The following is a 25,495-nucleotide window of genomic DNA, read 5'->3' as shown; positions in this document are numbered from 1 at the left end:
TTGTGCAGATGCTCGGGATATATCGAGGTACGGCGCAATTGTCGTACTGGCGACCCCGCCAATTCTGCCGCTAATTTTAGGTTTTTAAAGGTAATGCGATCGACGTTTCTAACCTCGTTGACCTGAACAACAACCAGCATAGATCGCTGACGGCTCACACCTCGGCAAAGCCCAGTATCTCGGTCTGGCGTTCACCCATTCTAAAGACCACCTTTTCGGACAGGTAAGCGAGTACGCCCGGCCCCAGATCACGAGACGTAAGAATTGGCCTTGCCGAAGAAGTTTGGCTTGACGGAAGCCATGCATTCCCAAACAAGCGACCACTGCTTCAATCTGGACCACAGTCATGACCGCAGATGCTGCGCATAGGGTCGTCTCCAATACCGCTTTCCTCGCCGGAGGTGGTGCGCTTGGCGAACTGATCCGCAGTTACGATTGGGCGTCGACGCCTTTGGGCGTTCCGTCGACTTGGCCGGGAAGCCTCCGGACCCTCGTCCAGGTCATGCTCACATCGCAGCAACCCATGTTCATCGCCTGGGGGCCCGAACGCACCATGCTTTATAATGACGGTTATGCGCCCATGTGCACCAACCGTCATCCATGGGCCTTGGGCAAGCCGTTTGCAGAGGTGTGGTCGGACATCATCCAGGATGTTGGCCCGATCATGGATGCGGCCTATGCCGGCACCCCAACCTATATGGACGATATCGAATTCCAGATGACGCGAAACGGTCGACCGACCGAGACGCACTTCTCGTTCGGCTATACGCCTGTTCATGATGAGACCGATCAGGTCGCGGGCATGTTCTGCACCGCTCTTGAAATCACCTCTGAAGTGATTGCGGGCCGCCATCGGCGGCAGGAGCTCGACCGCCTCAGGACGCTGTTGGAACAAGCGCCGAGCTTCATGGCCGTGCTCACCGGGCCGGAGCACCGCTTCGAAATCACCAATGCTGCCTATAGACAGCTCATTGGACATCGCGACATCATCGGAAAAACCGTGCGCGAAGCTCTGCCCGATATTGAGGGCCAGGGCTTTTATGAGCTGCTGGACAAGGTGTTTACGACAGGCGAAATCTTCGTCGGGCGCGGCATGAAGATCGAACTTCAGCACACGCCAGGCGGGCCCGTCGAGAATGGCTATCTCAATTTCATATATCAGCCGATGTATGATGAGGCCGGTGAGATCAGCGGCATCTTCGTTGAAGGTGGAGACGTCACGGATATCAAGAAGGCGGAACTGGCGCTGATGGAGTCGATCGCGACTCAGGAAGTCCTCGCCGGCGAATTGCAGCATCGCATCAAGAACAGCCTCGCCATGGTCGCCGCGATCGCCGCGCAGACCCTGCGTGGAGAAGACATTGCTGATCGACGGCTGCTCTTTAATTCACGTCTGAGCGCCTTGGCGACTGCCCATGACATTCTCACCAACAGCACATGGACGACGGCTTCGTTGCGTGAAGTCGTAGATGGCGCCCTCCTCCCCCATTTGCCCAGCGAGAACCGCGTCAGCGTCCAAGGCCGGGATATCGACCTTAATCCCAAGCAGGCCCTGTCGATGGCTCTCGCGATCCACGAGCTTGCCACCAATGCGGCAAAATACGGGGCGCTCTCTGCCCCCTATGGCAGTGTTTCTATTTCCTGGGACTTTTCCGGTTTGGCCGACGAGCGCAAGTTCGTTTTCACCTGGGCCGAGAGCGGCGGGCCGCAGGTCAGCGAACCGAGCCGAACAGGATTTGGCTCAAGATTAATCACAAAGGTGTTGGCGTCCGATTTCGGCGGTCAAGTTGGCATCGATTACGCCCCGCAAGGCGTTCGATGTGTCTTGGAAACCGATGCGGCTAGCGTCACCGCGTCTAAAACACCCAGCAAAAAAGGCTGAGTCATATGGCGCACTCAAAGCTCACAGTCCTCGTGGTTGAGGATGAATCGCTGGTCAGAATGGCCATCGTCGACCGCCTTGAGAATGAAGGTTTCCTGGTGCTCGAAGCCGCCAATGCTGACGAGGCACTCGCGATCCTTGCAAAAAACCTCGATATCAGGCTGGTCTTTACTGATGTCGACATGCCCGGCAGCATGGATGGCTTGAAGCTTGCGGCCGCCGTTCGCGACAGATGGCCCCCCATCAAGATCGTCGTCACATCGGGCTATAAGCATGTCCGGCGCGACCAGATCCCCGCAGAAGCCGAGTTTGTCCCAAAACCCTACGATCCCGACAATCTCATCAGCGCCCTCCGCCGTATGATCCAGTAGGACAACTCAGAACGGCTCTGAGACGACAACGCCCCGCTAATTGACGTGACGGAAAAATTGGCCCCTGGGCTAGATGAGCTCAAGGGCCAACGCGTCACCAAAATCGTCCGAACACTCTAGGCCAGGAACGGCGTCGCTGCTGCCAGCACGGCTTTCTTGCTGAGCGGCTTGTCGAATGCGCCATCCCAACCGAACTTGAGGCCAATACGGCGGACTTCGGAGGCGTGACGGGCTTCCACCGAATGGATCTGCAAAGCGACCGTGAGGACTTCCTTCGAGCCCATGAGATTGCCCGCCTGCCCTTTGTAAGCGGCCACGCCAAGATCTTCGAAGGTCTGGCTAAGGGTAAGGAACGTGTCGAAATTTTCCCAAACGTCGGCATATTTGCCGCCGGCGGTAAAATCGACGCCCGGGGCTTTGACCGCAGCCGAACCCAACACGCCCTTCAAGAGCTTCACGTGGGCATTTTCGTGCTGACCGATGGTGCGGAAGACCGAGCGGTATTGCGATGGAATAATGCCCGACTTGTTCCCTTGATCGTAAAAGGCTGCTTCCAGATATTCGAGCGTCAACGCGAAATTGAGCGTATCGGTGATCTGTTGCGGCAGGCTCTGGCCAAATGCCTGGTTGGACGCGAGCGCCAGCACGAGTGGGGCACTGGTCATGATCCCGGCCGCTTTGGCGTAGCGGGCGAAAACGTCACGACGGCTGCTGACGATCGTATCTGCCAGCTCAGGCTCGATGGCGCCGAGAATGGTGTTATCATTGCTCATGATCGAATTCCTTATGGCAGAGTTGCAGCGGTGACTTCGGTCACAATGAAGGGGGCAGCCTTGGGCAGAACCATCGATGGCAGCAAGGCCTTATCGAGCCCCTTGTGGTCGACATTGCCTCGACCAGCGGCCTCGGCGCTGAACGGTCTCAGGAGGTCGGCAATAGCGGCTGCGTGGCGGGCTTCGACCGATACGATCGAACCGGCGGCCACAAGATAATCCGGCGTTGAGATGAGCTGGCCCGCGCCGTTATAGGCCGCGACACCCAGGTTCTCGAAAACATCTGCCGTTCCAAGCACGCTGGCACGGCTTGAGAAATCGACGGCCGAGAAATCGACTTCAAGCGCTGGAATGGCGTTGGAGCCGAGTGCGCGCTTGAGGAAATCGCGATGCGCGATTTCGTGGTCGCGAATTTGCTGAAGGATGCGCTGGTCGTTGACCTGCATATTGCCGAACGGGTTTTCGAGCGCCTGAGTGTAGAAGGCGGCCTCGAGCTGTTCGAGCGCATAGGCATAGTTGAGAACGCCGATGTCGCCATCGCCCAATTCGGCGGCCAGTGCGGCACTGATACCGAAATTGGGCAACACGGCACTCGCGATCGCCACCGTTGTGCCCGCCCCTGCCCACTTGAGCAGATGGCGCCTTGAAAGGCTGGTCTTGCTTTGCATGATTCAATCTCCGGGTGAATTCCGAAGAAGCAACGGCAAGCCCGCCAGCCCCGGTTTCTGAAAAATGCGACAAAGATGCGCGATTTATCGAGAAACTTTTTTGGCTGCGGCGAGTATGCGCGCGAGACAAAATACGAAACGCGGCGGCAAGTTTTACAGTGGCTAGAGGACTTCCCTCAGGAAGTGCACAGGCACTAGCCAAACGCTGAGTTGGCCCGATAGCTAACATGAAAGCACTCGGAGGGCATGGCATGTTATTGATCTTCAGCGGATTACCGGGGACCGGGAAATCTACAATTGCGAAGGCATTTGCGGAAAAGCATTCTGCTGTCTACATCCGCGTCGATGAGATCGAAAATGCACTGCGGAGCACATACCCTGACAATGATATTGGCCCTATGGGATATGTGATATCGTTCGCAATTGCCCGTTCAAATCTCCTGCTGGGAAATCTGGTTGTCGCGGATAGCGTCAATCCCGTGTTGGAAAGTCGACACGGCTGGCACGCCGCGGCTAAAGACGCCAACGCTATTGCCTTTGATATCGAGGTCGTGTGCAGCAACAAGCAAGAGCATCGTCGACGTGTTGAGACGAGACCCGCGGAGATCGTTGGTCATCAGCACCCAACGTGGGAGAGGGTAGAAACGATGGACTATGTTCCCTGGGAAACCGACCGCTTTATCATAGACACTGCCAAAACGGATCCGCATGGGGCCCTGGCGGAAATTTCCATCCGTTTGGGCTTAGTCCTCTAGAATTCCAAAGCGACAATTCGACCTTATCTCAAGATGACCTGCGGCAGCTTCAAGGAGAGCGTGCTCAACCACGGACATTCGTGTTTGGCCACGTTTTTGGGCGAGCAGACGTTGTCAGATTTCACGCGGGAAGAAGCTTTCGCACTCCTGCTGATCTTGAACGACCTCGGGTCGCGTCGGCGACGGGAACAGCGGCGATGAGCGCTTTGGTGTAGGCGTGTTTTGGCGCTTCGAAAATCTGCGCGCGCGTGCCCGTTTCGACGATTTTGCCGTGGCGCATGACGGCGACGCGGTGGCTGGTGCGCTCGACGACGCCCATGTCGTGGCTGATGAAGAGATAGGACAGGCCCAGTTCCTGCTGCAGTTCTATCAAGAGATTGACCACCTGCGCCTGGATCGAGACATCGAGGGCTGAGACCGCCTCATCAGCGATAATCAGCTTTGGGGAAAGACTCAGTGCTCTCGCGATGCAGAGGCGTTGGCGCTGACCGCCGGAAAATTCATGGGGGTAGCGGTCGAGGTGTTCTGCCTCGAGCCCAACGCGGCGCACGAGTTCAACGGCGCGGTCCCGCAAGGCACTTCCCTTTTCGACGCCGTGGATGACGAGTGGCTCGACAATCTGGTCGAAAGCGTCGATGCGCGGATCGAGCGCCGCATAGGGGTCCTGAAAGACGATCTGCATATCACGCCGCTTGGCGCGCATCGCGTCGCGGTCGAGTTTGAGGACGTCTTGCCCCTCAAGCAGAACTTCGCCGGCATGGGGTTTGGCGAGACGCAGGATCGAACGGCCGGTTGTCGATTTGCCAGAGCCGGATTCTCCCACCAGTGAAAGCGTTTCGCCTCGTCCGATAGTGAAGCTGACATCGTCGACGGCCTTCACATCGCCAGCGTGGCGCTTGAGGAGACCTTTGTGAATCGGGAACCAGGTCGAGAGATTTTTGACTTCGAGCAGCGGCTCATGCGCCGCAGGCGCCGGTTTGGCCGTCCGAGGATCGGCTCCAAAAGCCAAAGGCCCGGCTGTGCCGGCCATTGAACCAAGCTTGGGCACGGCACTGAGCAGAGCCCTGGTGTAATTCTCGCGCGGCTGGGCAAAGAGTTTTTCAACCCCTTGTTCCTCGACCTTACGGCCCTTGTGCATTACCACCACGCGGTCTGCCATTTCGGCGACGACGCCCATGTCATGGGTGATAAACAGCAGTGCCATACCCTCTTCTCGGGCAAGGTCACGCATCAAGTCGAGCACCTGGGCTTGAATGGTCACGTCGAGGGCCGTCGTCGGCTCATCGGCGATCAGCAGGCGCGGCGAACAGGCGAGCGCCATGGCAATGACGACACGCTGGCGCATGCCACCGCTCAGCTCATGCGGATATTGGGTAAAGCGCCGCGCCGGATCACTGATGTGCACGCGAGTGATCAAATCCAGCGCCTTGGCATTGGCGGTCTGGCGGTCCATGTCGCGATGCTGGCGCAGCACTTCGGCAATCTGCTCGCCGACGGTGAAAACCGGGTTCAGCGCCGTCATCGGCTCTTGAAAGACCATAGCGATTTCGTCGCCGCGAATGGTGCGCATCACGCGCTCCTCCGCCTTGGCGAGATCGACGACGCTGCCGTCACGGCGCTTGAAAAGAATGGCACCAGTGTCGATCGTGCCGCCGTTGAAGACTGTCAGGCCGAGCACCGAAAAAGCCGTCACCGATTTGCCCGACCCGGATTCGCCAACCACGGCGACGCATTCGCCGGGGAACACATCAAAGCTCAGGCCCTCGACGACGCGCTTGGCTTTTTCACCATGGCCAAAGCTGATGGAGAGGTTTTCTATGGCGAGCAAAGCATTGGCGCTCATGATCGGACCTTTCAAAGGGGAAAGCTCGGGCCGGCGGGGACACGCCGGCCCGGTTCACGCGCTTATTCGACGGTGATGGCACCGGCGCGGAAGTCGAGCACATAGGGGATGTGACCGGGCTGCGGCGCCCAGGTCACGCCCTGGCGCATGCCGTAGCTTTCATAGGGCTGGTAGAGCACTACGAAGGGCATCTCTTCCTTCACATAGGCCATGATCTCGCCATAGGCTTCCTTGCGCACGGCGATGTCGGTCGAGTAGCGGAACTTGTCCCAAAGCGCCGGATACGCCTCGTTCGGGGTCCAAGCCATTTCGGTGCCCGAGCCCTTGGGCGACCACATGGTACCGAACGAGCCGGCAGGATCGGCGAAATACATTGGGTTGGACCAGTTGCGCACCTGCATGTCTGCGTCAGGGCCGGTCCATTTGGTCGTTACATTGATCTCAGCCTTGACGCCGATTTCAGCCCACATTTCCTGGATTGCCTGCGCGGCAAGAAGACCATTGGTGTAGTAGACCGGATCGGTGTCGAAGCGGATGGTCGAGCCATCGTAGCCCGCCTCGGCCAGCAATTCCTTGGCCTTTTCGGGATTGTATTCGAAGGTCTGGCTCTCGGTGTCGTTCAGTTCGCCATATTGGGCATAGCTGTGGGTGTTCGGAACCAGGGCCTCATTGCCCCAGAGCGCTTCATTGAGAAGATTGCGATCGATGCCCATGCTCAGCGCCTGGCGCAGCTTTGGGTTAGCCATCGTCGGGTTGCGGGTATTGAAGAAGATGATGTGAAAGAGCGGCGTCACATTGCCCACGACCTTGAGCGCCGGATTGCCCTCGATGGTGGCCAGCTGATCGGGCGGCACATTGGTGATCAGATCGACTTCGCCATTGGCAAGCGCGGTGACGCGGGTAGCCAATTCCGGGATGCGTCGAAGGCTCACTTCGTCAAGCGCAGCCTTGTCACCCCAATAGCCATCAAAGCGCGTCCAGACGAGGCTTTCGCCCGGCTGGAACGAGGAGATGGTGTAAGGGCCGGTGCCGATTGGCTTGAGCATGAAAGCGTCGAAGTCGGAAGGCTCGATCGCATCGTCATCGCCTGACAGGCCGGCGATATAGGCCTTGGGGACAATGGAGCCTTCCGAAGTGTTGAGGAGGGTTTCAAACAGCGGCTCGGGCTTCTTGGTGGTGAATTTGATGGTCGTCTCATCGATCTTTTCGACCGATGCAAAATTGTCGAAGAACTGGCGGTGAATGCCGGCATATTCAGGCGTCATATCCTGCAGAATACGCTCGAAGGAAAACACCACGTCATCGGCGGTCATCGGATCGCCGTTCTGGAATTTGACGCCTTCGCGCAAAGTCACCTGAAATTCGGTTGGCGACAGGCTTTCCCATGCGGTTGCGAGACCCGGCTTGAAGACGGCTCCAGGCTGGGAATAGTCCTTGAGGATCAGCGGATCGAAGGTGTTGTAATAGATCTGGCTGCCATTGTTGCCAAAGTCCTTACCCGGATCGAGCCATGGCGGCAGGTTCTGCACGCCGACAGTAAGAGACTGCGCCGATGCAGCCGAGATCAGCATGGTGCTGAGCGCGAGGGTTGAAAGAAGCGTCTTGATCATCTGTTTGGTCCTTTGAAAGGCAGGCGCAAGGGCTCGGTGTCGGGAGGACATCGAATGAGGGGGCATTTGGGGCCGGCGCCGTAGCGCCGGGACTTATTTGAGGCGGATATCGAGCGCGTCGCGCAGCCAGTCGCCGATGAGGAGGACCTGGAGCGAGACGAACATGATGGCGATGGCCGGCACGAGCGCGATCCAGGCCGAGGACGCGAGATAATCGCGCCCGAGCCCGACCATAGAGCCCAGCGTGGCGGTTGGTGGCTGCACTCCAAGCCCAAGGAAAGAAAGCGAGGATTCCACGAGGATCAGCGCCGAGAAAGTCATGGTCCAGACCACGATGATTGGCGTCACGATATTGGGCAGGATATGCTTGAGAAGGATGCGGTCGTGCTTGGCGCCGGCTGCGACCGCCGCCTCGACGAAGGGCATGCGCGCTGTCGCCAACACCTGGGCCCGAACGATGCGGGCATAGGTTTCCCACCCGGCGAGGCCGATGGTGACGATCAGCACCGGCAGCGAGTTGCCGAACACCGCGATCACCACAAGGGCAATCAGCGTAAAGGGAATGGCGAGCTGGATATCCACCACCGCCATGATGAGGCCGCCGAACCAGCCGCGGGCATAGCCGGCAATGACACCGAGCGTCACGCCGAGCACGAGGCTGATCAGCGAACCAATCAGGGCAATCGCCATGGTCAGTTGCAGGCCGTAAAGGGTGCGGCTTAGGAGATCGCGGCCAAGCTGGTCGGTGCCCAGAATATTGGTCGTATTGGCGCCGGCAAAACCCATCGGTGGCTTGAGGCGCGCCAGCAGCTTCTGCGCGTCGGGATCGAACGGCGAGATCCACTGCGCCAGCGCCGCGAGGATCAAAATCAGCGCAAAGACGCTGAGATTAATGCGGGTGAACAGATTGGCCCGCGACCAGAGCGTAGCGATAAGGCTCGGTTTGCCCCGTCGCCCGGCGGCTAATGTAGGGGCAAGAGAAGCGGTCAGCTCGGTCATGATGCGGCAACCTTCACGCGGGGATCAAGGGCGGCATAGGCGTAGTCGACCACCAGAGAGGAGGTGACGACAATGAGGGCGATCAGGATCACGCCGAACTGGAGGACCGGATAATCCCGGCCAATGGCGGCAAACACCACGAGGTCGCCGATACCTTTGGTGGCGAAGACGCTCTCGACGATGACGACACGCGCCACCATACCGGCCACCTGCAGGCCGAGGATCGTCACGACCGGAATGGCGGCATTGCGCAGCGCATGTTTCCCCACCACCAGATGTTCGGGGAGCCCCTTGGCGCGAGCGGTCCGCAGATAGTCCTGCCCCAGCACATCGAGCATGGCATTGCGGGTAAAGCGGATAATTTCGGCCAGCATTGGCGCTGCCAGAACGATCGCCGGCATCAGGAAATGGATCGGGGTCATTGAGCCAGAACTGGGCAACCAATGAAGGTTGAACGAGAACACCAGGATCATGATGATCGCCAAAACAAAGTTCGGCGTCGCATAGCCCACAAAGGCCACGCTCATGATCGCTGCGCCCACTGCATTGCCGCGATTGAGCGCTGCAACGAGCCCGAGTGGCAGACCAAGCGCGACTGCAAGTCCCAGCGCATAGACAAACAGCATCAGCGTATTGGGCAAGCGCTCGGCATAGATATCCAAGACGGGTCGCCGCTCAAAAAGGCTGATGCCCATGTCGCCACTGAAGAGACCCTGCACGTAGTGTGCGAATTGCAGCAGCAGCGGCTGGTCGAGCCCCATCTGGGTGATCATCAGCGCCCTTGTATTGGCGTCGACGCCCGGCGGCAGCAGATAGTCCGCCGCATTGCCGGAGAGGCGGGTCGCGGAGAAGACGGCGACGATGACGACGCCGAGCGTCGCAATCGCTCCCAGGGTGCGGCGAGCCAGTTGATCAAGCATGTTCAAGCTCGGCGGCGACGTCGGCGTTTGAGCCAAACGGCCCCATTGGCTTGAACCAGGGACGATCGCCCGAGCGGCGGAAGGCCACCTTGGCATGGAACGGATCATTGCCGTGGACGGTCAGGTCGGCGAGATCGTCGATGATCTCGATCACCGCAAAGGCATTCGCCGAGGCCGGCGCTGTCGTAAAACGTTCGGACATGGACTGGATGGTTACATGCTGGATGCCGGCAATCGGGGTTACTGTGTTCCAATGAACATGGCCGGCCAGCCACATGGCAGCATTCCCCGTCGCCTCTACGGCGCGGCGCACCTCAGCATGGTCGGGATAGGTCGAATACTGGTAATTGTTTTCGAAATAGAAATTGCCGATCTGGCTATGGCCTGACAGCGGCACATGGGTGGCGATGATCGCCGGCTTAGTATCGGCCTTGAGCGTTTCAACCAGCCAGGGAAGCGCTTCGGTCGTTGGGGCAAAGCCGCCCGGAAGCCCGATATTGACGCCCGGCTGCCAGAGGATCAACCGCGCTGCGCCAAGGTCGAAGACCTGGCTCTCCATCGACTGGCCAAAGATGTCTTCATTGTCGGCAATCGACAGGTTGGTAACGTCGTGATTGCCGACGACGTGGTAGCGCGGCCCATTGAACTGGCCCAGCGTGTTGGCAACCTCGGTCGCGGCGCGGACGTCAGTCGCGTGGTCGGTATCCGAGATATGGTCGCCAAGATCGAGCAGCAGGTCGGCATTAATCGTATTGGCATGCTCGACAAATGCCTCCATCGCGCCCATGCCGTCCCAGCCGGTCTCCTTGGTATGGGACTTCGGGCCGTGGTGAATGTCGGTGATGATGGCGATCTTCATGGCGCTGTCCTGAGCAGATTTGGCGGTGTTGACCCCACCAGTAGACAGCCTCTGTGACACCCATATGAACATATCTCATTTTTTCATAACTTGACATTGAGACTATCTCAAACCACCCTTAGGCCATCTAGGGAGTGCTTCGCGTGTCCTTCAACTTCGCTGCCCATCAGGGGTTTCTCATCGATCTCGACGGCACGCTGGCCTCGGGCACCCACCTGTTGCCCGGCGCCCGCGCGTTGATCGAAGCCACTGCCGACCGGTTCGCCATCGTCTCCAATGATAGCGAGCACACGCCCGACCAATTAGCTCGCCGCTTCAAGGAATGGCGTCTGCCGGTGCCATCCGAGCGTATCGTGCTTGCCGGCGTCGCAGCTCTCGAGGCAGCAGCGGACAAGCGGCCCGGCTCGCGATTGCTCTTACTCGGCTCCCCTGCCCTTCGCCGCATGGCGCGCAATATGGGCTTCGATCTCTGCGAGCGGAATGTCGACACGGTGATCGTCGCCCGCGACCGCCAGTTCAGTTACACCAAGCTCGCGATAGCCGCCCGCGCCGTCCGCGATGGCGCCGAAGTGTTGGTGGCTGCGCCCGATCTCAGCCATCCCGGCGCTGACGGCTACCCCGTGCCCGAAGCCGGCGCCCTCGCCGGCGCCCTCTTTGCCGTCACCGGTCCCGTGCCCCACCGCGTCATCGGCAAGCCGCAGCCTGAACTCTTCCGCCATGCCTGCGCCAAGATCGGCATCGCGCCGCACCATTGCGTCGTCATCGGCGACAATCCGCACACGGATGGCGCCGGGGCACGTGGCCTCGGCGTACCCTTTTGGCAGGTCATGCCGGGAAAACTGCCGGACCTCCTTCGTGAAACCGTCACTCATGTGCTCTAATAGCCTGAATTTTATGATGAAACGGGCATACGCATGGCAGAGCCAAAGCAACAAGAGCGCCTGATGAACGTCTTGGACCGTATCTCCGCCATCCGCGCCGACCTTGCGCCAACGGCCGGACGTATCGCCGATTTCATCACTGCCAATGCTGCCGATGTCGTGCACATGTCGGTCACGGAAGTTGCCGAGCGCACTAGTTCGAGCGAGGGCAGCGTCGTCGGCCTCTGCCAGCAATTGGGCGCCCGCGGTTTTCAGCAGATCAAGATCGCTTTGGCGCGCGATCTGGTGCAACCGGTCCAGTTCATCCACGAAGACCTCAATCCCAATGACGGCCTTGCCGATGTCGTCTCGAAGATCTTTGGTGGCGGCCTTCAGGCGCTGCAGGATACGCGCAACGCGCTCGACCTGACCCAACTCGCCCGCGCCGTCACCGCCATCCGCGCCGCCAAGCGCATCGAAGTGTTTGGTATCGGCTCTGCCGCGCCTATTGCGGAGGACGCGATGTATCGCCTGCTCCGCATCGGGCTCAACGCCCGCGTCAGCGTCGACAGCCACGTCATGGCCATCACCGGCTCGCTCTGCGATCCCGAGGTCGCCGTGCTCACGATTTCGCATTCCGGCTCGACCATCGAAACCCTGACAGCCACCAAGCTCGCCAAGGAGGCCGGCGCCACCACCATCGCTGTCACCAATTTTGGCCGTTCGCCGCTCCTCACCCACACCGATATCGTGCTGCATACCCTGGCGCGCGAAACCCAGTTCCGCACCGAAGCCATGACCAGCCGCATCGCTCAGCTTGCTGTCATCGACACCCTGATCGCCGCGCTGGCCCTCGCCGACTACGACCGCGCCGTCACGACGATCGACAAAACCTTCGACGTGCTCTCGGTCAAGCGCGTGTAAATGTAAGTCGGTCGTTACTAGAGGATGCCTTTTTCAAACGCGGGGGACGGATCTGACCCGTCCCCCACTTAACCTCTAGATTACTCCGCCTTCAAAAACTCAGCGACGTCGAGCAGGATGTATTCGTTATCATCCGCCCGGCCAGCTTCGCGCCCGGTCGAGCCAGGATAATTGTTGTCGTTGGCAACGATGATGGTGGTTGGGTCGACAAGATCGACGTCTTCGATGGTAACGAATGGGAAGGTGAAGACGCCATCCTTTGTGCCGCGCGGCGCCATAGCGTCTGGATCCTTGATCGCCATCAGGTCGATATAGGCGATCTTTTCAAGCACACCGTTTTCGTCGGCCCGCGTGAGATCGATGAGATAGATGCGCTTGAAGGCCGCAGCCTTTTCGCGGCCATCGTCACCTTCATTGTTATCGCGCTCGATGATGAGGCCACGCGTGCCGTCAAAGAGATTGAAGTCGCCGATGGCATGGCTGGCATCGTCGAGCGGATAGTAGCGAACGGTGTCGCTCCAGGTGGCGTCGGCGACGTTGAATTCCAGCATCCGGATAACCGGTTTGCCGTCCACGGTTTCGAGCGCACCAGCGGCCTCGTCGAAGAACGGCTTTTCCAGAAGCGGATAAAGCGTCTTGCCATCGGCCGATTGAGCAATGCCTTCATAGCCGCCCGACCGGCCGGTATTGATGCCGGTGACGGTTGCGCCGGCAGCAGGTTGCGACGTGAACTGGTTGTCCGGCGACTTGTAATCGATGCCACCGGGATTGGTTTTGACGACCTGCAACAAGACGCCCTCGGCATCGACTTCGATCAGCCATGGGCCGAATTCGTCGCCGATCCAATAATTTTCGCCAACCGGCTGAATGGATTCAGGGTCGAAATCGGCGCCCGTGAGATAACGGCTGTCGCTATGCTCGGTGACGATCGGAAAAGGAACGACGCGGTTCGGATCTCTAAGGAAGATGGTCTTTTCGATGCCGACTTTGCCAGCATCCCAATCCATCTTGAGGATGTTGAACATCAGCATGGCGTCCGACGAGTTGGCCTTGGTGCCAAAGCCATTGTCGGTGAGGAAGAGAAAGCGATCATCGCCCAGCGAACGCACGCCGCTCATGCCCTGTAGCGGCTGGCCGGGAAACGGCATGGCAATGCCCGAAGCGGGATTGGCCCAACCATAGGGCGTCTCGACCCTTGTGCCCGAGGTGAAGCGGCCGGACATCTGGAGGCCCGCGGGTGCATCGGCTGGAACAGGCAGAAAGGTCTGGGCCGGAAGCTCGGCATGGGCCTTGAGCACGGCGTCAAATTTTGCCGGACCTTCCGCCTCTTGAGCCATTGCAAGGGTTGCAAGGAGGCTGAGGCTGACGCCAAGGGCGAGAGCTTTGAGCATGGTCATCTCCAGAATTAAAATGGACGCCCTGCCCTAGCCAGCCATGATGTCGCGACCATCACAGGGGCGTGACCGCCGCATGACAATGCCACCCTGCTTTTGGGGCGCTGGATTATGACAGTTCGACCTGCCTACATGCCGCCAATTCTGAATAGGTGCGTTATGAAGACCGAAAGCCTCGAACAGACCATCGTCCGCGTTCTCGCTGAAATGCCCAAACCCGATGATGCGCTGAAGACCATCCGCAAGGCCCATCCCAAAGTATCCAAGAAGCAGATTATCCGCGCCGCCTTTGGCGTGATGATCGACAAGAGTGCCGTGGATCTTGAAACGAGCCGCGCACTCCAGAACTTCGCGATTTCCACACACACCGCCGAGGATTGAACGAATTGATCTGTGCGACAGGGAGTTACACATGCCTGTCACACCGCTTGTCTATGGCTCGACCACCCGCTTCCTAGTCTTCGCGGGACGCCGCAACAGATAGGTGAATTTCATGGTCAAGCTCTCCCGAGCTCTCTTCGCCGGCGTTTCGACGCTCGCTCTCACTGTCCCCGTACTCGCGCAGACTGCAGTGCCGCAGGCCAATGACAGCTACTTCCTCGCTGCCCAGGAACAGCTCGCCGCCAAGGAAGCGGTCCAGCCCAATACCGGCAAGGCCAAAAACGTCATCGTCTTCATCGTCGATGGCCTCTCGGTCCCAACCATCACCGCTGCCCGCATCCATGAAGGCCAGCTCGCCGGCGTCGATGGCGAAAGCCACTCCCTCGCCTTTGAGACGCTGCTGCCGCACACAGCGCTCGTCAAGACCTACACCCATGACAGCCAGGTCGCCGATTCCGCGCCGACCGCGACGGCCATCACCTCGGGCGTAAAGTCGCTCAATGGCACCATCGGCGTCGATCAGACTGCCGTGCTCGAGGATTGCTCGACCCAGGCCGGCGCCACCACCATGTCGATCTTCGAGCAGGCTGAAGAAGCCGGGCTTTCGACCGGCATCATCTCGACCGCCCGCATCACCCACGCGACCCCGGCCGCTGCCTATGCGCACACGGTTGGCCGTGATTGGGAAGCCGACAAGAACCTGCCTGAAGATGCCGTCGGCAAGTGCGCCGATATCGCCTCTCAGCTCGTCGATTCCAACTTCGGCGACGGCTTTGACGTCGTGTTCGGTGGTGGCCGTTCCAACTTCATGCTGAGCACCCAGAAGGACCCGGAAGACGAGACCAAGACCGGCGCCCGCATCGAACGCGACCTCATCGCCGAATGGCAGGAAAAGTACACCGACGGCACTTATATCTGGAACAAGGACGGCTTTGACGGCCTGACCCCGGAAACCACCAAGGTTCTCGGCCTCTTCAACGGCTCGCACATGCAGTATGAAGCCGATCGCGAAACCGATGCCGGCGGCGAACCCTCGATTGCCGAAATGACCGTCAAGGCCATCGATATCCTTGAAAAGAACGAAGACGGCTTCGTGCTGATGGTTGAAGGCGGCCGCGTCGACCACGCTCACCACGCTGGCAATGCCGCTCGCGCCCTCACCGATGCCATCGCCGTTTCGGAAGCCGTCCAGGCTGCTTTCGACGCCGTGAACCCGGAAGAGACCCTGATCCTCCTCACCGCTGACCACAGCCACGTGTTCTCGATCGCCGGCTACCCGACCCGCAACAACCCGATCCTCGGCATTGCCGGTACGGGAGATGATGGCCTGCCCTACACCACGCTCGGCTACATGAACGGCCCGGGCGCCAAGACCCTCGAAGAAGGTGCCGATGTTTCGACCATGTCGGGTGAAGACGTTCGTTCTGCCCTGCAGCGCGCCGACCTCACCGAAGTCGACACGACCGACATCGACTTCCTGCAGCAAGCGCTGATCCCGATGGGTTCGGAAAGCCACGCCGGCGACGACGTCGCCGTCTTCGCCCAGGGTCCGCAGGCATATCTCTTCGACGGCGTCATCGAACAGAACCTGATCTACCACGTCATGGCCAAGGCCATCGGCCTCAACGCCGCCAAGTAACTTAGCACCCGGCGGTGGTCGCTGGTTCACCAGCGGCCACCTTTTCATTCCGAATACAGACGGTCACCCCGGTGAAGGCCGGGGCCTATCCTGAGATTTCTCACTCTGCGACGCGGAAGGACAATTCCCATGCACAGACGCTCCTTTCTTGGCCTCTCCGCCACGGCGGCGCTGGCTGGCACCTTCGGCGCAATCACACCCGCCTTCGCCGATCTGCCTTCCCTGCGCTTCCGCGATATGTATTCGCGCGGCAAGGATCTTTCGGATCAGGCCGTGGCGCTCCAAGGTCTGCGCATCGTCATGACCGGCTATATGGCGCCGCCCTTAAAACCCGAGATCAACTTCTTCGTTCTTACCAAGACGCCCATGGCCACCTGCCCCTTCTGCGATGACGCGACGGATTGGCCGAACGACATCGTCCTCACCTATTTTGCGGGCGATATGAAGTTCACGCGGTTTTCCAACCTTATCCGCGTCGAGGGAACATTTGACACGGGCATCGAGACCGATGGGCCGACGGGCTTTGTCAGCAAGGTTCGCCTGCTCGACACCAGCTACACCATTCTCTGAGTTGCCCATGCCGGGACTGCCCTTGGCCGTTTCCGGCCTACTCCTTGCCTTCGCTGGCGCCAATGTCATCGATTTGCCGAGCCTTGCAGTCGCGCCAGGCACGCTGACCGTGCTTTCGGGCGCCTCGGGCTCCGGCAAGTCGACCCTACTCTACTTGCTGTCCGGCCTGCTCCGGCCCGATGCCGGCACCATAGCATGGGCCGAAACCGATCTTGCCAAGCTCGGCGAAAGCCAACGCGATCGCTGGCGCCGGAAACAAGCGGGATTCATCTTCCAGAATTTTCATCTGATCGAAGAAATGAGCCCGCTCGACAATGTGCTGGTGCGGATATGGCTCGACGGTTTATCCGCCGCGTCAAAGAAAGAACGCGCGTTAGACTTGTTGCACCAGCTCGACGTGCCCACCGAGCGCGCAAGCGTTGCAAAACTCTCCCGGGGTCAGCAGCAGCGCGTTGCCATCGCCCGCGCCCTGATCGGCAACCCCAGCGTGATTTTTGCCGATGAACCGACGGCAAGTCTCGACGCAGTGGCAGGCGAAACCGTCGCTGCGGTGCTGCAGCGCCTTGCCCACGAAGAGCGGCGTACCGTCGTGGTGGCGACGCACGACCCGGCGATCAGGGCACTGGCCGATCAGATTATCATGCTCGATCACGGCAAAAGGGAAACGGCGTCATGAACCCATTTCCAATCGCCTGGGCCTCATTGCGGCGCAACAGCTTCACGGGCATCTTGTTCCTGATCATCGTGGCGTTGGCCGTAGCGCTTGGCATCGCCATTTCAGCGCAGGAACGTGCCCTGCGGGCTGGCAGTGCGCGCGCGGCGGATAAGTTCGATCTCATCGTGGCCGCGCCTGGGAGCCACAATGACGTGCTGTTTTCGACGGTCTACCTAGACCCTAGCGCGGTCGAACTGCTCGATCCTGCCATTACGCGATTGCTCCTCGATGAGCCCGAAGCGGACTTTGTCGCTCCAATCGGTTTTGGCGATGCCATCGAGGGTGATCCAGTGGTCGGGACCGTCGCACCCTTCGTCGACCACCTTTCGGGTGGTCTTGCCGAAGGCCGCTTGTTCGAAAAACGCGATGAAGCCGTCATCGGCGCCCTATCGCCCCACACGATGGGCGAAGAACTAGAAGTGTCCCATGGCCACGGCGGCGCAACCGGCACAGATGCGGACGCGGCCGCCGACGCAATCGAACATGGTGAGGCCATTCCCGGCGGCGATGGCGATCATCCCCACCTGACCATCGTCGGACGCATGCAGCCGACCGGCACGCCGTGGGATCGCGCCATCGTCGTCCCCATCGAATATAATTGGGCAGCCCACGGCCTCGGCACCGGACATTTGCCCGATGACACCCATATCGGCGCGCCCTTCGATTCCGATACGCTACCAGGCGTACCGGCGGTCGTCGTAAAACCAAAAGACGTTTCCGCCGCTTACGGCCTTCGTGCTGCCTATCGCACGCCGCAGTCGACGGCCTTCTTTCCCGCTGAAGTCCTTGTAGGTCTCTATGCGCTCCTTGGCGACGCGACGGCCATTATGAGCGCCTTGACCCTTGCCGCGCAGGCGCTGGTCGTTGCCGCAATCCTCGCTGGCGTGGTGGCCATTCTCGACCTGCAGCGGCAACGCTTTGCCGTGCTGCGTGCCCTCGGCGCCTCACCACTCTTCATTTTCACAACCGTCTGGGTCTACGTCGCCGCCATCGTCATCACCGGCGCTCTGGCCGGTCTCGTCCTCGGCTGGGGCGGAGCGGCGATTGTCTCCGATCTCCTCGCGCAATCGACCGGCGTCGCCATGCGCGCCGAAATCGGCACGCGCGAACTGTCACTGGTTGGCGCCTTGGTTGGGCTCGGCTTGGTATTGGCCGCAGTCCCCGCACTGATTATCTACCGCCGTCCAGTCGTGGACGCCCTGCGTTAAGCCGACTAGCGTCTAAAACTTGACCCGCAGCGCGAGGCGGGCGGCGTGGCTCATTTCGGAGCCGCCCAGCGTGGCAGCATAGTCGAGCGAGACGATCACATCGGGGCTTGGCTGATATTCCACCCCGGCGACGAGCCGCAGGCGATCCTGGCCAGGACTTGCACCCGTCACGACGAACGGCCCGCCGCCGCCTGCAAGCGAGACCGTTTGCGCATTCGCGCCATCGACGAACGAATGCTGCCAAAGGGCCTTCCCGACCACGGAGAGATTGGCCCCATTGTCGAGCGGCATATCGTATCGCGCTGCAACGCCTATCCCGGCATCCACCTTCCATTGATCGGATGGTGCAATGGTCTGGTTGAGCGTTCCCGCCCCGGTTTCCGACGCTCCGCCATGCCCGGTCCAACCCACATCGAGGGAAGCCACCGGCCCGACAAAGAGATTATGCGCCAACTCGAACTCATAGCGCGCTTCGAGCCCCGCGCCGAGCGCCTGGGTCCAATAGTCGGCAGTTGCCGTGCGCGTTAGGCCGCCGATTTCAAGGCTGCGCGATGTCTCGATATGGTTGGCGCCATAGGCCAGCTGCCCATCGAGCCAAACCGGCCCTTCCCGCCACTGGCCATAAAGTCCTGCGTAATAGCCCTGCCCGGCGATTGACGAGAGACGCTGGTCAATCGTTGCGCTGGTCGCAATCGTGCCGAGACCAAACCCGACGACCGTATGGCCATTGCCCGTTTCGCTGGCGATTTCATAGCCTGCCGCCAATCCGCCGCTGGTCCAGTTTACCGCCCCGCCATTGCCATCGTTGGCAATTGTGCCGATGCCGCCAAGCGGCGCGACCCAGCCGGTTTGCGTCACTGTCGGCGTATCGACACCAACATCGAGCGCCGTCCCAACGGCCGTTCCCGCTGACCGATGCTCGACGATACCGTTTAGGGATGCGCGCCGGCTGGGCTTGAGGCTATCGGCAAAGAGCCCAAAAGACCGCTGCGACACCGTCGAGGCCACCGCATGCGCCTCTCCCGCCGCCAGCTCATAAAAACGCCGCGCATCCGTAGCATTGGCCGTCAGCAGCGCACCAAATACGGGATCGGCCGGAGCAAACCCTTCAAGCGCCGTCGCCGCAGCTCGCTGGTTCGGGGTCAAGGCGATATTGGAAAACCGCAGCCCATTGCGCGCAATGGTCAAGGTGATCGCTGTCGCCCCCTGATTGAGTTCGGGAAGCAGGAACGCATAGTCATAGGGATCAAAGACAAACGACCCGGTAATAGTGGCCGCGCTCAGGATGACATAGCTGCCGGTCGGATCGGGGGTGGTGAAATCACCGAGCGCCAGTGTCGCCCCGCCAATCGTGGCAGTATTGCCAACGGTGAGACTGTCGCTCCCCGTGCCGGTAATATCGACCCGATAGACCGCGCCCGCATCGAGCAACAAATCCGAGGCAATGGTGAGATTGCTGCCGCTCCCCGGATTGATCGTGCCGCCCGCCAAAACATGGGTATCGCCCACCGCGCCCGACCCGGCGAGCGTTCCTCCGGCAACCGTCAGCGGCGATTGCGCAAAACTGCCATTCACCCGCAGCGTACCCGCCTCCACTCGGCTGTCGCCGGTATTGGTGCTGGTGCCACTCAGCGTCAGCGTGCCCGTGCCGACCTTGATAATCCCGCCATCGGCCTGAAAATCGCCGGAGAACTCGGTCGATTGATTGTTCGTCCCGATCGTCAGCCGGTTCGGCACATTGCCCAGGATCACCGACCCCGCCCCGGCCAGCGAGCCGATGGTCTGGTCCCAGGCGCCGATATCGAGCTCTGAACCGGCCGCCAGCACGACCCCAGACAAGGGTGCAAAGGCGCCCGCCGAAGCCGCCTTCAAACGTCCGGATTCGACACGGGTCAAGCCGGCATAGCTGTTCGTCCCGGTGAGCTCCAATTCGCTCGTGCCGACCTTGGTCAGCGATCCCCCGGTGCCGCCGCCAAGGCCGCCATCTTGCAGGCCCGAAACCACCATGGGCTGCTGGTTCGTGCTGCCCACGGTGAGCGTCTTGCTGCCCAAGGCCACGACACTGCCCACATCGCTCGTCAGCGCCCCGATCGATAGGCCGGCGGTATCGAGCAGCGAGATATCGAGCACCCCGCCATTGGCAACCCGCAGCGCTGCTGTCCCGCCCGATGCCGATCCGTAAAAGATCGTCTGCCCGCCCGCCTGGGTCCTGATGATCGACTGGCCCGCGCTCGCATTCTCGCCGAAATAGAGCCGGCCATCATTGGTCAACTGGCTGCCAGTTCCCGCATTGGAGGCGCCAAGGAAAGCGGCAATACCGGTCTGGTTGTTGTTGATGGTTGCCGCGTTGGCGGTGCTGTTGCCTGTAAAGACCAGCGTGCCGCTATTGGCCAGCGTCGCGCTCCCCGCGCTCGCCGTTTCGCGCAGCAGCATATTGCCGGTGGCATTGTTGACGACCAGGCCCGTGCCGAGATTGGCCGCGCCGCCGGCAACCACGAGCCCACTATTGTCGAATGCGCCGCCGATGGTGCTGTTCCCGGCCAGATGCAGCTCGCCGGTTTGATTGTTGACGACTGCGCTCCCGCCCGTCCCCGACTGATCGAGGAAAATGGTCGTGCCATTATTGGTGAGCGTCGCGCCCGCCGCCCCCGCCACCGCAGTGTCGGTTAAGACCGTGACAGCCCCGCCATTGGTGACGATCTGCGCTTGGCCCCCGCTCGCGGTATTGGAAAACTGCAGCGTGCCATTATTGGTGATGTTGGCGCTGGCCGCGGTGCTGTTGTCGTAAAACCGCGTCGCGCCGCCATCATTGTTGATGACAACGGCGTTGCCCGCAGAACCCGTGCCGGTAAAAATCACCGTCTCGCCGGTGTTCTGCGTCAGCGTGCCGCTCGCCGTCGCTCCGGAAGAAAAATTGGTTGCGGCCTGCACATCGGTGGCGTTGACCTGAAACGGGCCCGGCACAGGGGCGCCATTGGCATATTTCTGCAAATCGCTCGACAGCATCTGAAAGGGCGCCGCGCTCTGGGCAAAAGCCGGCTGCGCGAGAAGGGGCGCCGTGCCACAGAGGAGCGCCGCCGACCATCCGAAAACGCGGCGTGTGGGGTAGTCCTCGCGATGTCTACGTAATCTGGCCATGCTGCCAATACATCTGCGGAGCCCTACGCTCATGGCGCAAGGCTATCACCCACCTATGCGGGCGAATAGTTTACAAAGTCCTTTTTTAAAGGTTTCGATAACCAAGCGCCGTGCGCCAATAGCGTCCGGCGCTGTCGGTTCACCAGCCCATCGATCCAGGCTCGCCCTTGAATGGGCCAACCACATCGGGCGTCACCCAGCCGCCATAAAATCCGCCCGGCTGCGGCGAAGCTATCACGCCGCCCACCGTGCAACGATCCATTGGCCCCGCATAAAAAGCGAAGAACCCGGCAATGGCGCTGAATGAGGCCGTCGGAGAGGGATAGCGCCATGCGGCGCGCTGAGCGGTTCTGCCATTGGCCACGACATCGAAATAGTCCGCGCGGCCCTTCCATTCGCAAACGCTCGTGCCGTGAGCCTGCCTGAGCGCATCCGGCCTGATGAATTCAGGCGCGATATAGTAGACCGGCGGATGGCTGGTTTCGAGGACCCGGAAACAGCGCGGGGCGTCAACAATACGCATCCCGGCAAAATCGATCTCGATCCGCTTCTCGACACGTTCGAGGCGCGGCGGACGCGGATAGTCCCAAACACTTTCCTGCCCTACTTGTGGCTCGATTGGATCGGGAATGTTCATTGGCTCACCTCAAAGATCAGTGTCTCTACGTCTGATCCCGAACTCTGGATCGGCATGCTGGGCTCATCCGATATCGGCACGGAGCTGGCGCGCCGGCCTGACGGACATGGCCGACCACGTGGTCAGCACACCGGTCGCAATCGTCGTCACGACGGCCCCTGCGACCACAATGGCGATGGTTGTCAGATTGGGTGCGAACGGAATGTCCATGACGAAGGTCAGGATGGCCCAGGTCGCAGCAACCCCAAGTCCGGCACCCATCGCCGCTGCCAGAGCGCCTAACACGCCATATTCGACGACAAAGGCCACAATAACCTTGCGGCGCGGCGCCCCCAGCACCTTCATGACCACGGCATCCGCCTCCCGCTGCTTGCGACCGACGGCCATGGCGCCGGCAAGGACAAGAACCCCGGACACGACGGCAAGACTACCGACCAGCGCCACGGCATTGGCAAGGCTTGAAAGGATCGCTTCGATCCGCTCGAGAGCATCCCCCACCGGCAAGAAATTCAGCGTTGGAAACGCCTTGCTCAGCCGGCTCTCGACCTCTGGCGCCGCGCCGTCCAACACATCGATACTGCCCATGACTGTCTGGGGCGCATTTTCGATCACACCGGGCGAAAACAGCAGACGGAAATTGAGCCCGCCCTCGCGCCAATCGATCTCGCGGAAATTGGCCACGGTCACCGCGATCGGCCGCCCCGCGACGACGATACCTATGCTGTCGCCCACCGCAAGACCAAGGGGCGCGCGCAATTCGGTACTGAGCGAAACGAGCGGCGGCCCAGAATAATCGTCCGGCCACCACGTCCCATCGACCACCGTCGATCCCTGCGGCAGGCTGCGGGCCCAGCTCAAGGCCGTATCGCCTTCGAACATATCGGCAATGTCGTCGGGCACGGGACCGATATCCTTTGCCGCGGTGTCCTTGATGGTCTCGATGGTTCCGCGCAGCATGGGGATGGTCGCCAGCGTCTTGATCCCGGGATCAGCCTTGGCAAAGGTTTCGACCAGCGGCACTTGGTCTTTGGGCATATCGAGCAGCACGAAAGCCGGCGCATCCTCGGCTACCGCGCCGTCGATCTGGCTGCGGAGGTTCTGGTCGAGCAGCGTGATCATCAACAAGAGCGCCAGCCCAAGGCCCAGCGACAGCACCACTACCGGCGCGACCGAGCCGGATCGGTGAATAGCCTTGAAGGCTTGGCGCAGTGTGGTGTTGGGCAAGGGTGGCAGCAGACGCAACACGACCTGCAAGAGCCAAGCGGCCGCGCGCAACAGGGCAAAGGCGATGATCGCCCCAAACGCATACCACAGCACCAGCCATGGCGAGCCGGTGGTAAAGACCGCTAGCCCCACAATGGCAATCATCGCGCCAAGCAGCGGCAGCGCCGTGCGCCAATCGGCGAGGTCGCGCCATCCAAGCCGGGTCTCGCCGCCATCTGAGGCGCGAAAGAGACTTGCCGGCTTGAGCTTTTGCGCGCCGCGAAGCGGCAGCAGGGCAAAGGCAAAGCCGATCAGCATACCAAAACCAGCGGCAGTCAGCAGCGATCGGGCATCAAGACTGGGCGCGAGATCAAGGCCGAGCATGCCGGACAGAACCGGCAGGGCCAGAAGGCTCGTCGCCGCGCCCAGCATCAGCCCCAGAACCACACCGGCAAGCGACAAGACCATGACCTGGGTCAGGAAATGCACCAGCACCCGCGCGCTGGTCGCGCCAAGGCTGCGCAGCGTCGCGATCGAACTGCGCCTCTCGGTGATATAGGCCGAAATCGCATTGGAGACGCCAACGCCGCCCACGAGCAGGGACGAAAGACCGACGAGAGTAAGGAAACGCGCAAAAAGATCGAAGAAGCGTTTGAGATTTGCGGCTGCGTCCTCCGGTTGCCGCAAATTCCAACCCGCCTCGGGAAAAGCCGTCTCAAGACCCTTTATGGCCGCAGCCGCATCGTCGTCTGCCAGCAGAACCTTATAGCTGAAGCGGCTGAGAACACCCTGTTGCTGCAATCCCGCCTCAGCCAACGCGCTGTCGAGAATGACGGCCGGCAAACCCAGTTGAAACCCCTGCGCCGCCTGATCGGGCAAAGCGACCAGCGTCCCGCGGACGCCAAAATCCGCGTCGCCAATCCGGATCGTGTCGCCGACTGCCACACCCAGTCGGTCGAGCACGCCTTGATCGACCACCGCACCCGGCAAACCCTCTTGAACGGCAAGCAAGGCGCCGAGCGGTTGCGCACTCTCGGGCGCCACCGTCACCGTTCCCAAAAGTGGGTAATTGTCGCTGACAGCCCGGAGGCTGAGGAGCGTGCTGGCCTCATTGGCGCTGGCGCGTGCATTGATATCGACGACGCGTGCGGTCTGGCCCAGCGCCTCGACAGCTTTTCTCTGCTCCGGCGTGATATCGTTGCCGCGCTCGCGAACCTCGATATCACCTCCAAGGATGACGCGCGCATCGCGCTGCACCGCCGCCTGCAAGGCAGCACCGACCGAAGACACGGCCGCAATGGCCCCGACCCCGAGCGCGAGGCACGCAAGAAGAATGATGAACCGCCTGACGTCCCCGCGCAGATCGAGAACACCGATGCGCATCCAGCCCAGATATCGGCTCATGCAGGCACGTCCTCTGTCAGGTCCGTCAACCGCCCGTGGTTCATCGAGAGCACGCGGTCAGCCCGCCGCGCCAGCGCCGGATCATGCGTTATCAGGAACACGGCCGTGCCATTGTCTCGCGCCAGCGCGAACATCAGTTCGATGACCCTGGCCCCGGTGTCCTGGTCGAGATTCCCCGTGGGTTCGTCGGCCAAGAGGAGTTTGGGCTTGTTGACGATGGCACGAGCGAGACCGACGCGCTGCTGCTCGCCGCCCGACAAGGCGCTCGGACGATGATCGAGCCGATCGCCCAGACCCACCGCAATCAGCGCCTCTCTGGCCGCAGCCATAATCTGAGAATAGGTTTGCCCCGTCTCCCCGATTTCGAGCGACAGCGCGACGTTTTCGAGCGCCGTCATCGAGGGAATGAGATGAAAATTCTGAAAGAGGATGCCAAGATGCTGGCGGCGAAAGATTGCGAGGTCATCTTCGCTGAGGCCCGTGATCTCAGTTCCCGCGACACTCACGCGACCGTTTGTTGCCTGTTCCAGCCCGCCCAGTACCATGAGCAGCGAAGTCTTGCCGCTGCCCGATGGCCCGACCACCGCCACCACCTCCCCCGGCGCGATGGAGAATTCGATATCCTTGAGAATGTGGAGTGGCGTCTTGCCCGATTGGAGCTGCAGGTTCATGGCGGCAGTCGCGACGACGGGGCTGCTCATCAGCGGCACTTTCTCAGGAAATCTTTCGATTAGAAGTATGT

22 protein-coding genes are annotated in these 25,495 nt (G+C 60.7%); 10 read left to right on the top strand and 12 right to left on the bottom strand.

Annotation, left to right across the window (positions count from 1 at the left end; translation table 11 throughout):
• Positions 1–346: 346 nt before the first annotated feature.
• Both DevBK_RS17235 and DevBK_RS17230 read left to right on the top strand, forming a co-directional pair.
• Positions 347–1,882: a PAS domain-containing sensor histidine kinase gene (locus DevBK_RS17235; RefSeq protein ID WP_317186327.1), complete on the top strand. Its 1,536-nt coding sequence runs from the start codon at positions 347–349 to the stop codon at positions 1,880–1,882.
• Between the two features lie 5 nt (positions 1,883–1,887).
• Positions 1,888–2,253, top strand: coding sequence for a response regulator (locus DevBK_RS17230; protein WP_061909215.1), 366 nt, complete (start codon positions 1,888–1,890; stop codon positions 2,251–2,253).
• Positions 2,254–2,369: 116 nt separating this feature from the next.
• Here DevBK_RS17230 and DevBK_RS17225 read toward each other — a convergent pair whose 3' ends face one another.
• Positions 2,370–3,026, bottom strand: coding sequence for a ferritin-like domain-containing protein (locus DevBK_RS17225; protein WP_317186326.1), 657 nt, complete (start codon positions 3,024–3,026; stop codon positions 2,370–2,372).
• Between the two features lie 11 nt (positions 3,027–3,037).
• The gene (locus DevBK_RS17220; RefSeq protein WP_082511708.1) at positions 3,038–3,694 is read right to left on the bottom strand and encodes a ferritin-like domain-containing protein; all 657 of its coding nucleotides are present in this window, start codon (positions 3,692–3,694) and stop codon (positions 3,038–3,040) included.
• Between the two features lie 251 nt (positions 3,695–3,945).
• Between DevBK_RS17220 and DevBK_RS17215 the strand changes: the two genes are divergently transcribed.
• Positions 3,946–4,449 (top strand): AAA family ATPase, encoded by a 504-nt coding sequence (locus tag DevBK_RS17215; RefSeq protein WP_317186325.1) that lies wholly within the window; start codon positions 3,946–3,948, stop codon positions 4,447–4,449.
• Between the two features lie 121 nt (positions 4,450–4,570).
• On the opposite strand, the gene DevBK_RS17210 is transcribed toward DevBK_RS17215, so the two are convergent.
• The 5 genes from DevBK_RS17210 to DevBK_RS17190 all read right to left on the bottom strand — a co-directional run bounded on the left by DevBK_RS17210 (position 4,571) and on the right by DevBK_RS17190 (position 10,680).
• Complete coding sequence (locus tag DevBK_RS17210; protein ID WP_317186324.1) at positions 4,571–6,292, bottom strand: ABC transporter ATP-binding protein; 1,722 nt, start codon at positions 6,290–6,292, stop codon at positions 4,571–4,573.
• Between the two features lie 62 nt (positions 6,293–6,354).
• A complete protein-coding gene (locus DevBK_RS17205) occupies positions 6,355–7,902 on the bottom strand; it encodes an ABC transporter substrate-binding protein (RefSeq protein ID WP_317186323.1) in 1,548 nt (515 codons plus the stop codon).
• 93 nt (positions 7,903–7,995) lie between these two features.
• Positions 7,996–8,901, bottom strand: coding sequence for an ABC transporter permease (locus DevBK_RS17200; protein WP_317186322.1), 906 nt, complete (start codon positions 8,899–8,901; stop codon positions 7,996–7,998).
• Positions 8,898–9,821 carry an ABC transporter permease gene (locus DevBK_RS17195; RefSeq protein WP_317186321.1) on the bottom strand — a complete coding sequence of 308 codons (924 nt, stop codon included), beginning with the start codon at positions 9,819–9,821 and terminating at the stop codon, positions 8,898–8,900. The genes DevBK_RS17200 and DevBK_RS17195 overlap by 4 nt, the downstream gene beginning before the upstream one ends.
• Positions 9,814–10,680, bottom strand: a complete 867-nt coding sequence (locus tag DevBK_RS17190) for a metallophosphoesterase family protein (protein ID WP_061909235.1) — start codon at positions 10,678–10,680, stop codon at positions 9,814–9,816. Before DevBK_RS17190 ends, DevBK_RS17195 begins: the two co-directional genes overlap by 8 nt.
• Before the next feature lie 143 nt (positions 10,681–10,823).
• Between DevBK_RS17190 and DevBK_RS17185 the strand changes: the two genes are divergently transcribed.
• Positions 10,824–11,561: an HAD-IA family hydrolase gene (locus DevBK_RS17185; protein WP_317186320.1), complete on the top strand. Its 738-nt coding sequence runs from the start codon at positions 10,824–10,826 to the stop codon at positions 11,559–11,561.
• Between the two features lie 63 nt (positions 11,562–11,624).
• Entirely contained in the window at positions 11,625–12,464 is an 840-nt protein-coding gene (locus DevBK_RS17180) for a MurR/RpiR family transcriptional regulator (RefSeq protein ID WP_317186319.1), read from the top strand.
• 80 nt (positions 12,465–12,544) lie between these two features.
• On the opposite strand, the gene DevBK_RS17175 is transcribed toward DevBK_RS17180, so the two are convergent.
• On the bottom strand, positions 12,545–13,855 hold the full coding sequence (locus DevBK_RS17175; RefSeq protein ID WP_317186318.1) for an esterase-like activity of phytase family protein: 1,311 nt from the start codon (positions 13,853–13,855) through the stop codon (positions 12,545–12,547).
• Between the two features lie 162 nt (positions 13,856–14,017).
• Between DevBK_RS17175 and DevBK_RS17170 the strand changes: the two genes are divergently transcribed.
• From DevBK_RS17170 to DevBK_RS17150, 5 genes are all read left to right on the top strand, one after another.
• Positions 14,018–14,239, top strand: a complete 222-nt coding sequence (locus DevBK_RS17170) for a hypothetical protein (RefSeq protein ID WP_061909243.1) — start codon at positions 14,018–14,020, stop codon at positions 14,237–14,239.
• Positions 14,240–14,351: 112 nt separating this feature from the next.
• Positions 14,352–15,878 (top strand): alkaline phosphatase, encoded by a 1,527-nt coding sequence (locus DevBK_RS17165; RefSeq protein ID WP_317186317.1) that lies wholly within the window; start codon positions 14,352–14,354, stop codon positions 15,876–15,878.
• A 129-nt stretch (positions 15,879–16,007) separates the two neighbouring features.
• Positions 16,008–16,448, top strand: a complete 441-nt coding sequence (locus DevBK_RS17160; RefSeq protein WP_317186316.1) for a hypothetical protein — start codon at positions 16,008–16,010, stop codon at positions 16,446–16,448.
• A 7-nt stretch (positions 16,449–16,455) separates the two neighbouring features.
• A complete protein-coding gene (locus tag DevBK_RS17155) occupies positions 16,456–17,124 on the top strand; it encodes an ABC transporter ATP-binding protein (RefSeq protein ID WP_061909247.1) in 669 nt (222 codons plus the stop codon).
• Entirely contained in the window at positions 17,121–18,371 is a 1,251-nt protein-coding gene (locus DevBK_RS17150) for an FtsX-like permease family protein (protein ID WP_061909252.1), read from the top strand. Before DevBK_RS17155 ends, DevBK_RS17150 begins: the two co-directional genes overlap by 4 nt.
• A gap of 12 nt (positions 18,372–18,383) precedes the next feature.
• Here DevBK_RS17150 and DevBK_RS17145 read toward each other — a convergent pair whose 3' ends face one another.
• From DevBK_RS17145 to DevBK_RS17130, 4 genes are all read right to left on the bottom strand, one after another.
• Entirely contained in the window at positions 18,384–21,509 is a 3,126-nt protein-coding gene (locus DevBK_RS17145) for an autotransporter domain-containing protein (RefSeq protein WP_317186315.1), read from the bottom strand.
• 139 nt (positions 21,510–21,648) lie between these two features.
• A complete protein-coding gene (locus tag DevBK_RS17140) occupies positions 21,649–22,146 on the bottom strand; it encodes a DUF427 domain-containing protein (RefSeq protein ID WP_062629922.1) in 498 nt (165 codons plus the stop codon).
• Positions 22,147–22,209: 63 nt separating this feature from the next.
• Entirely contained in the window at positions 22,210–24,753 is a 2,544-nt protein-coding gene (locus DevBK_RS17135) for an ABC transporter permease (protein WP_317186314.1), read from the bottom strand.
• Positions 24,750–25,454 carry an ABC transporter ATP-binding protein gene (locus tag DevBK_RS17130; protein ID WP_317186313.1) on the bottom strand — a complete coding sequence of 235 codons (705 nt, stop codon included), beginning with the start codon at positions 25,452–25,454 and terminating at the stop codon, positions 24,750–24,752. Before DevBK_RS17130 ends, DevBK_RS17135 begins: the two co-directional genes overlap by 4 nt.
• Between the last annotated feature and the right edge of the window lie 41 nt (positions 25,455–25,495).

The sequence above is a fragment of the Devosia sp. BK genome (genome assembly GCF_032907385.1).
In the GTDB taxonomy this organism is placed as follows: domain Bacteria; phylum Pseudomonadota; class Alphaproteobacteria; order Rhizobiales; family Devosiaceae; genus Devosia.
Note: the sequence above shows the minus strand (reverse complement) of the source record. Positions and strands in the feature narration are given on the sequence as shown.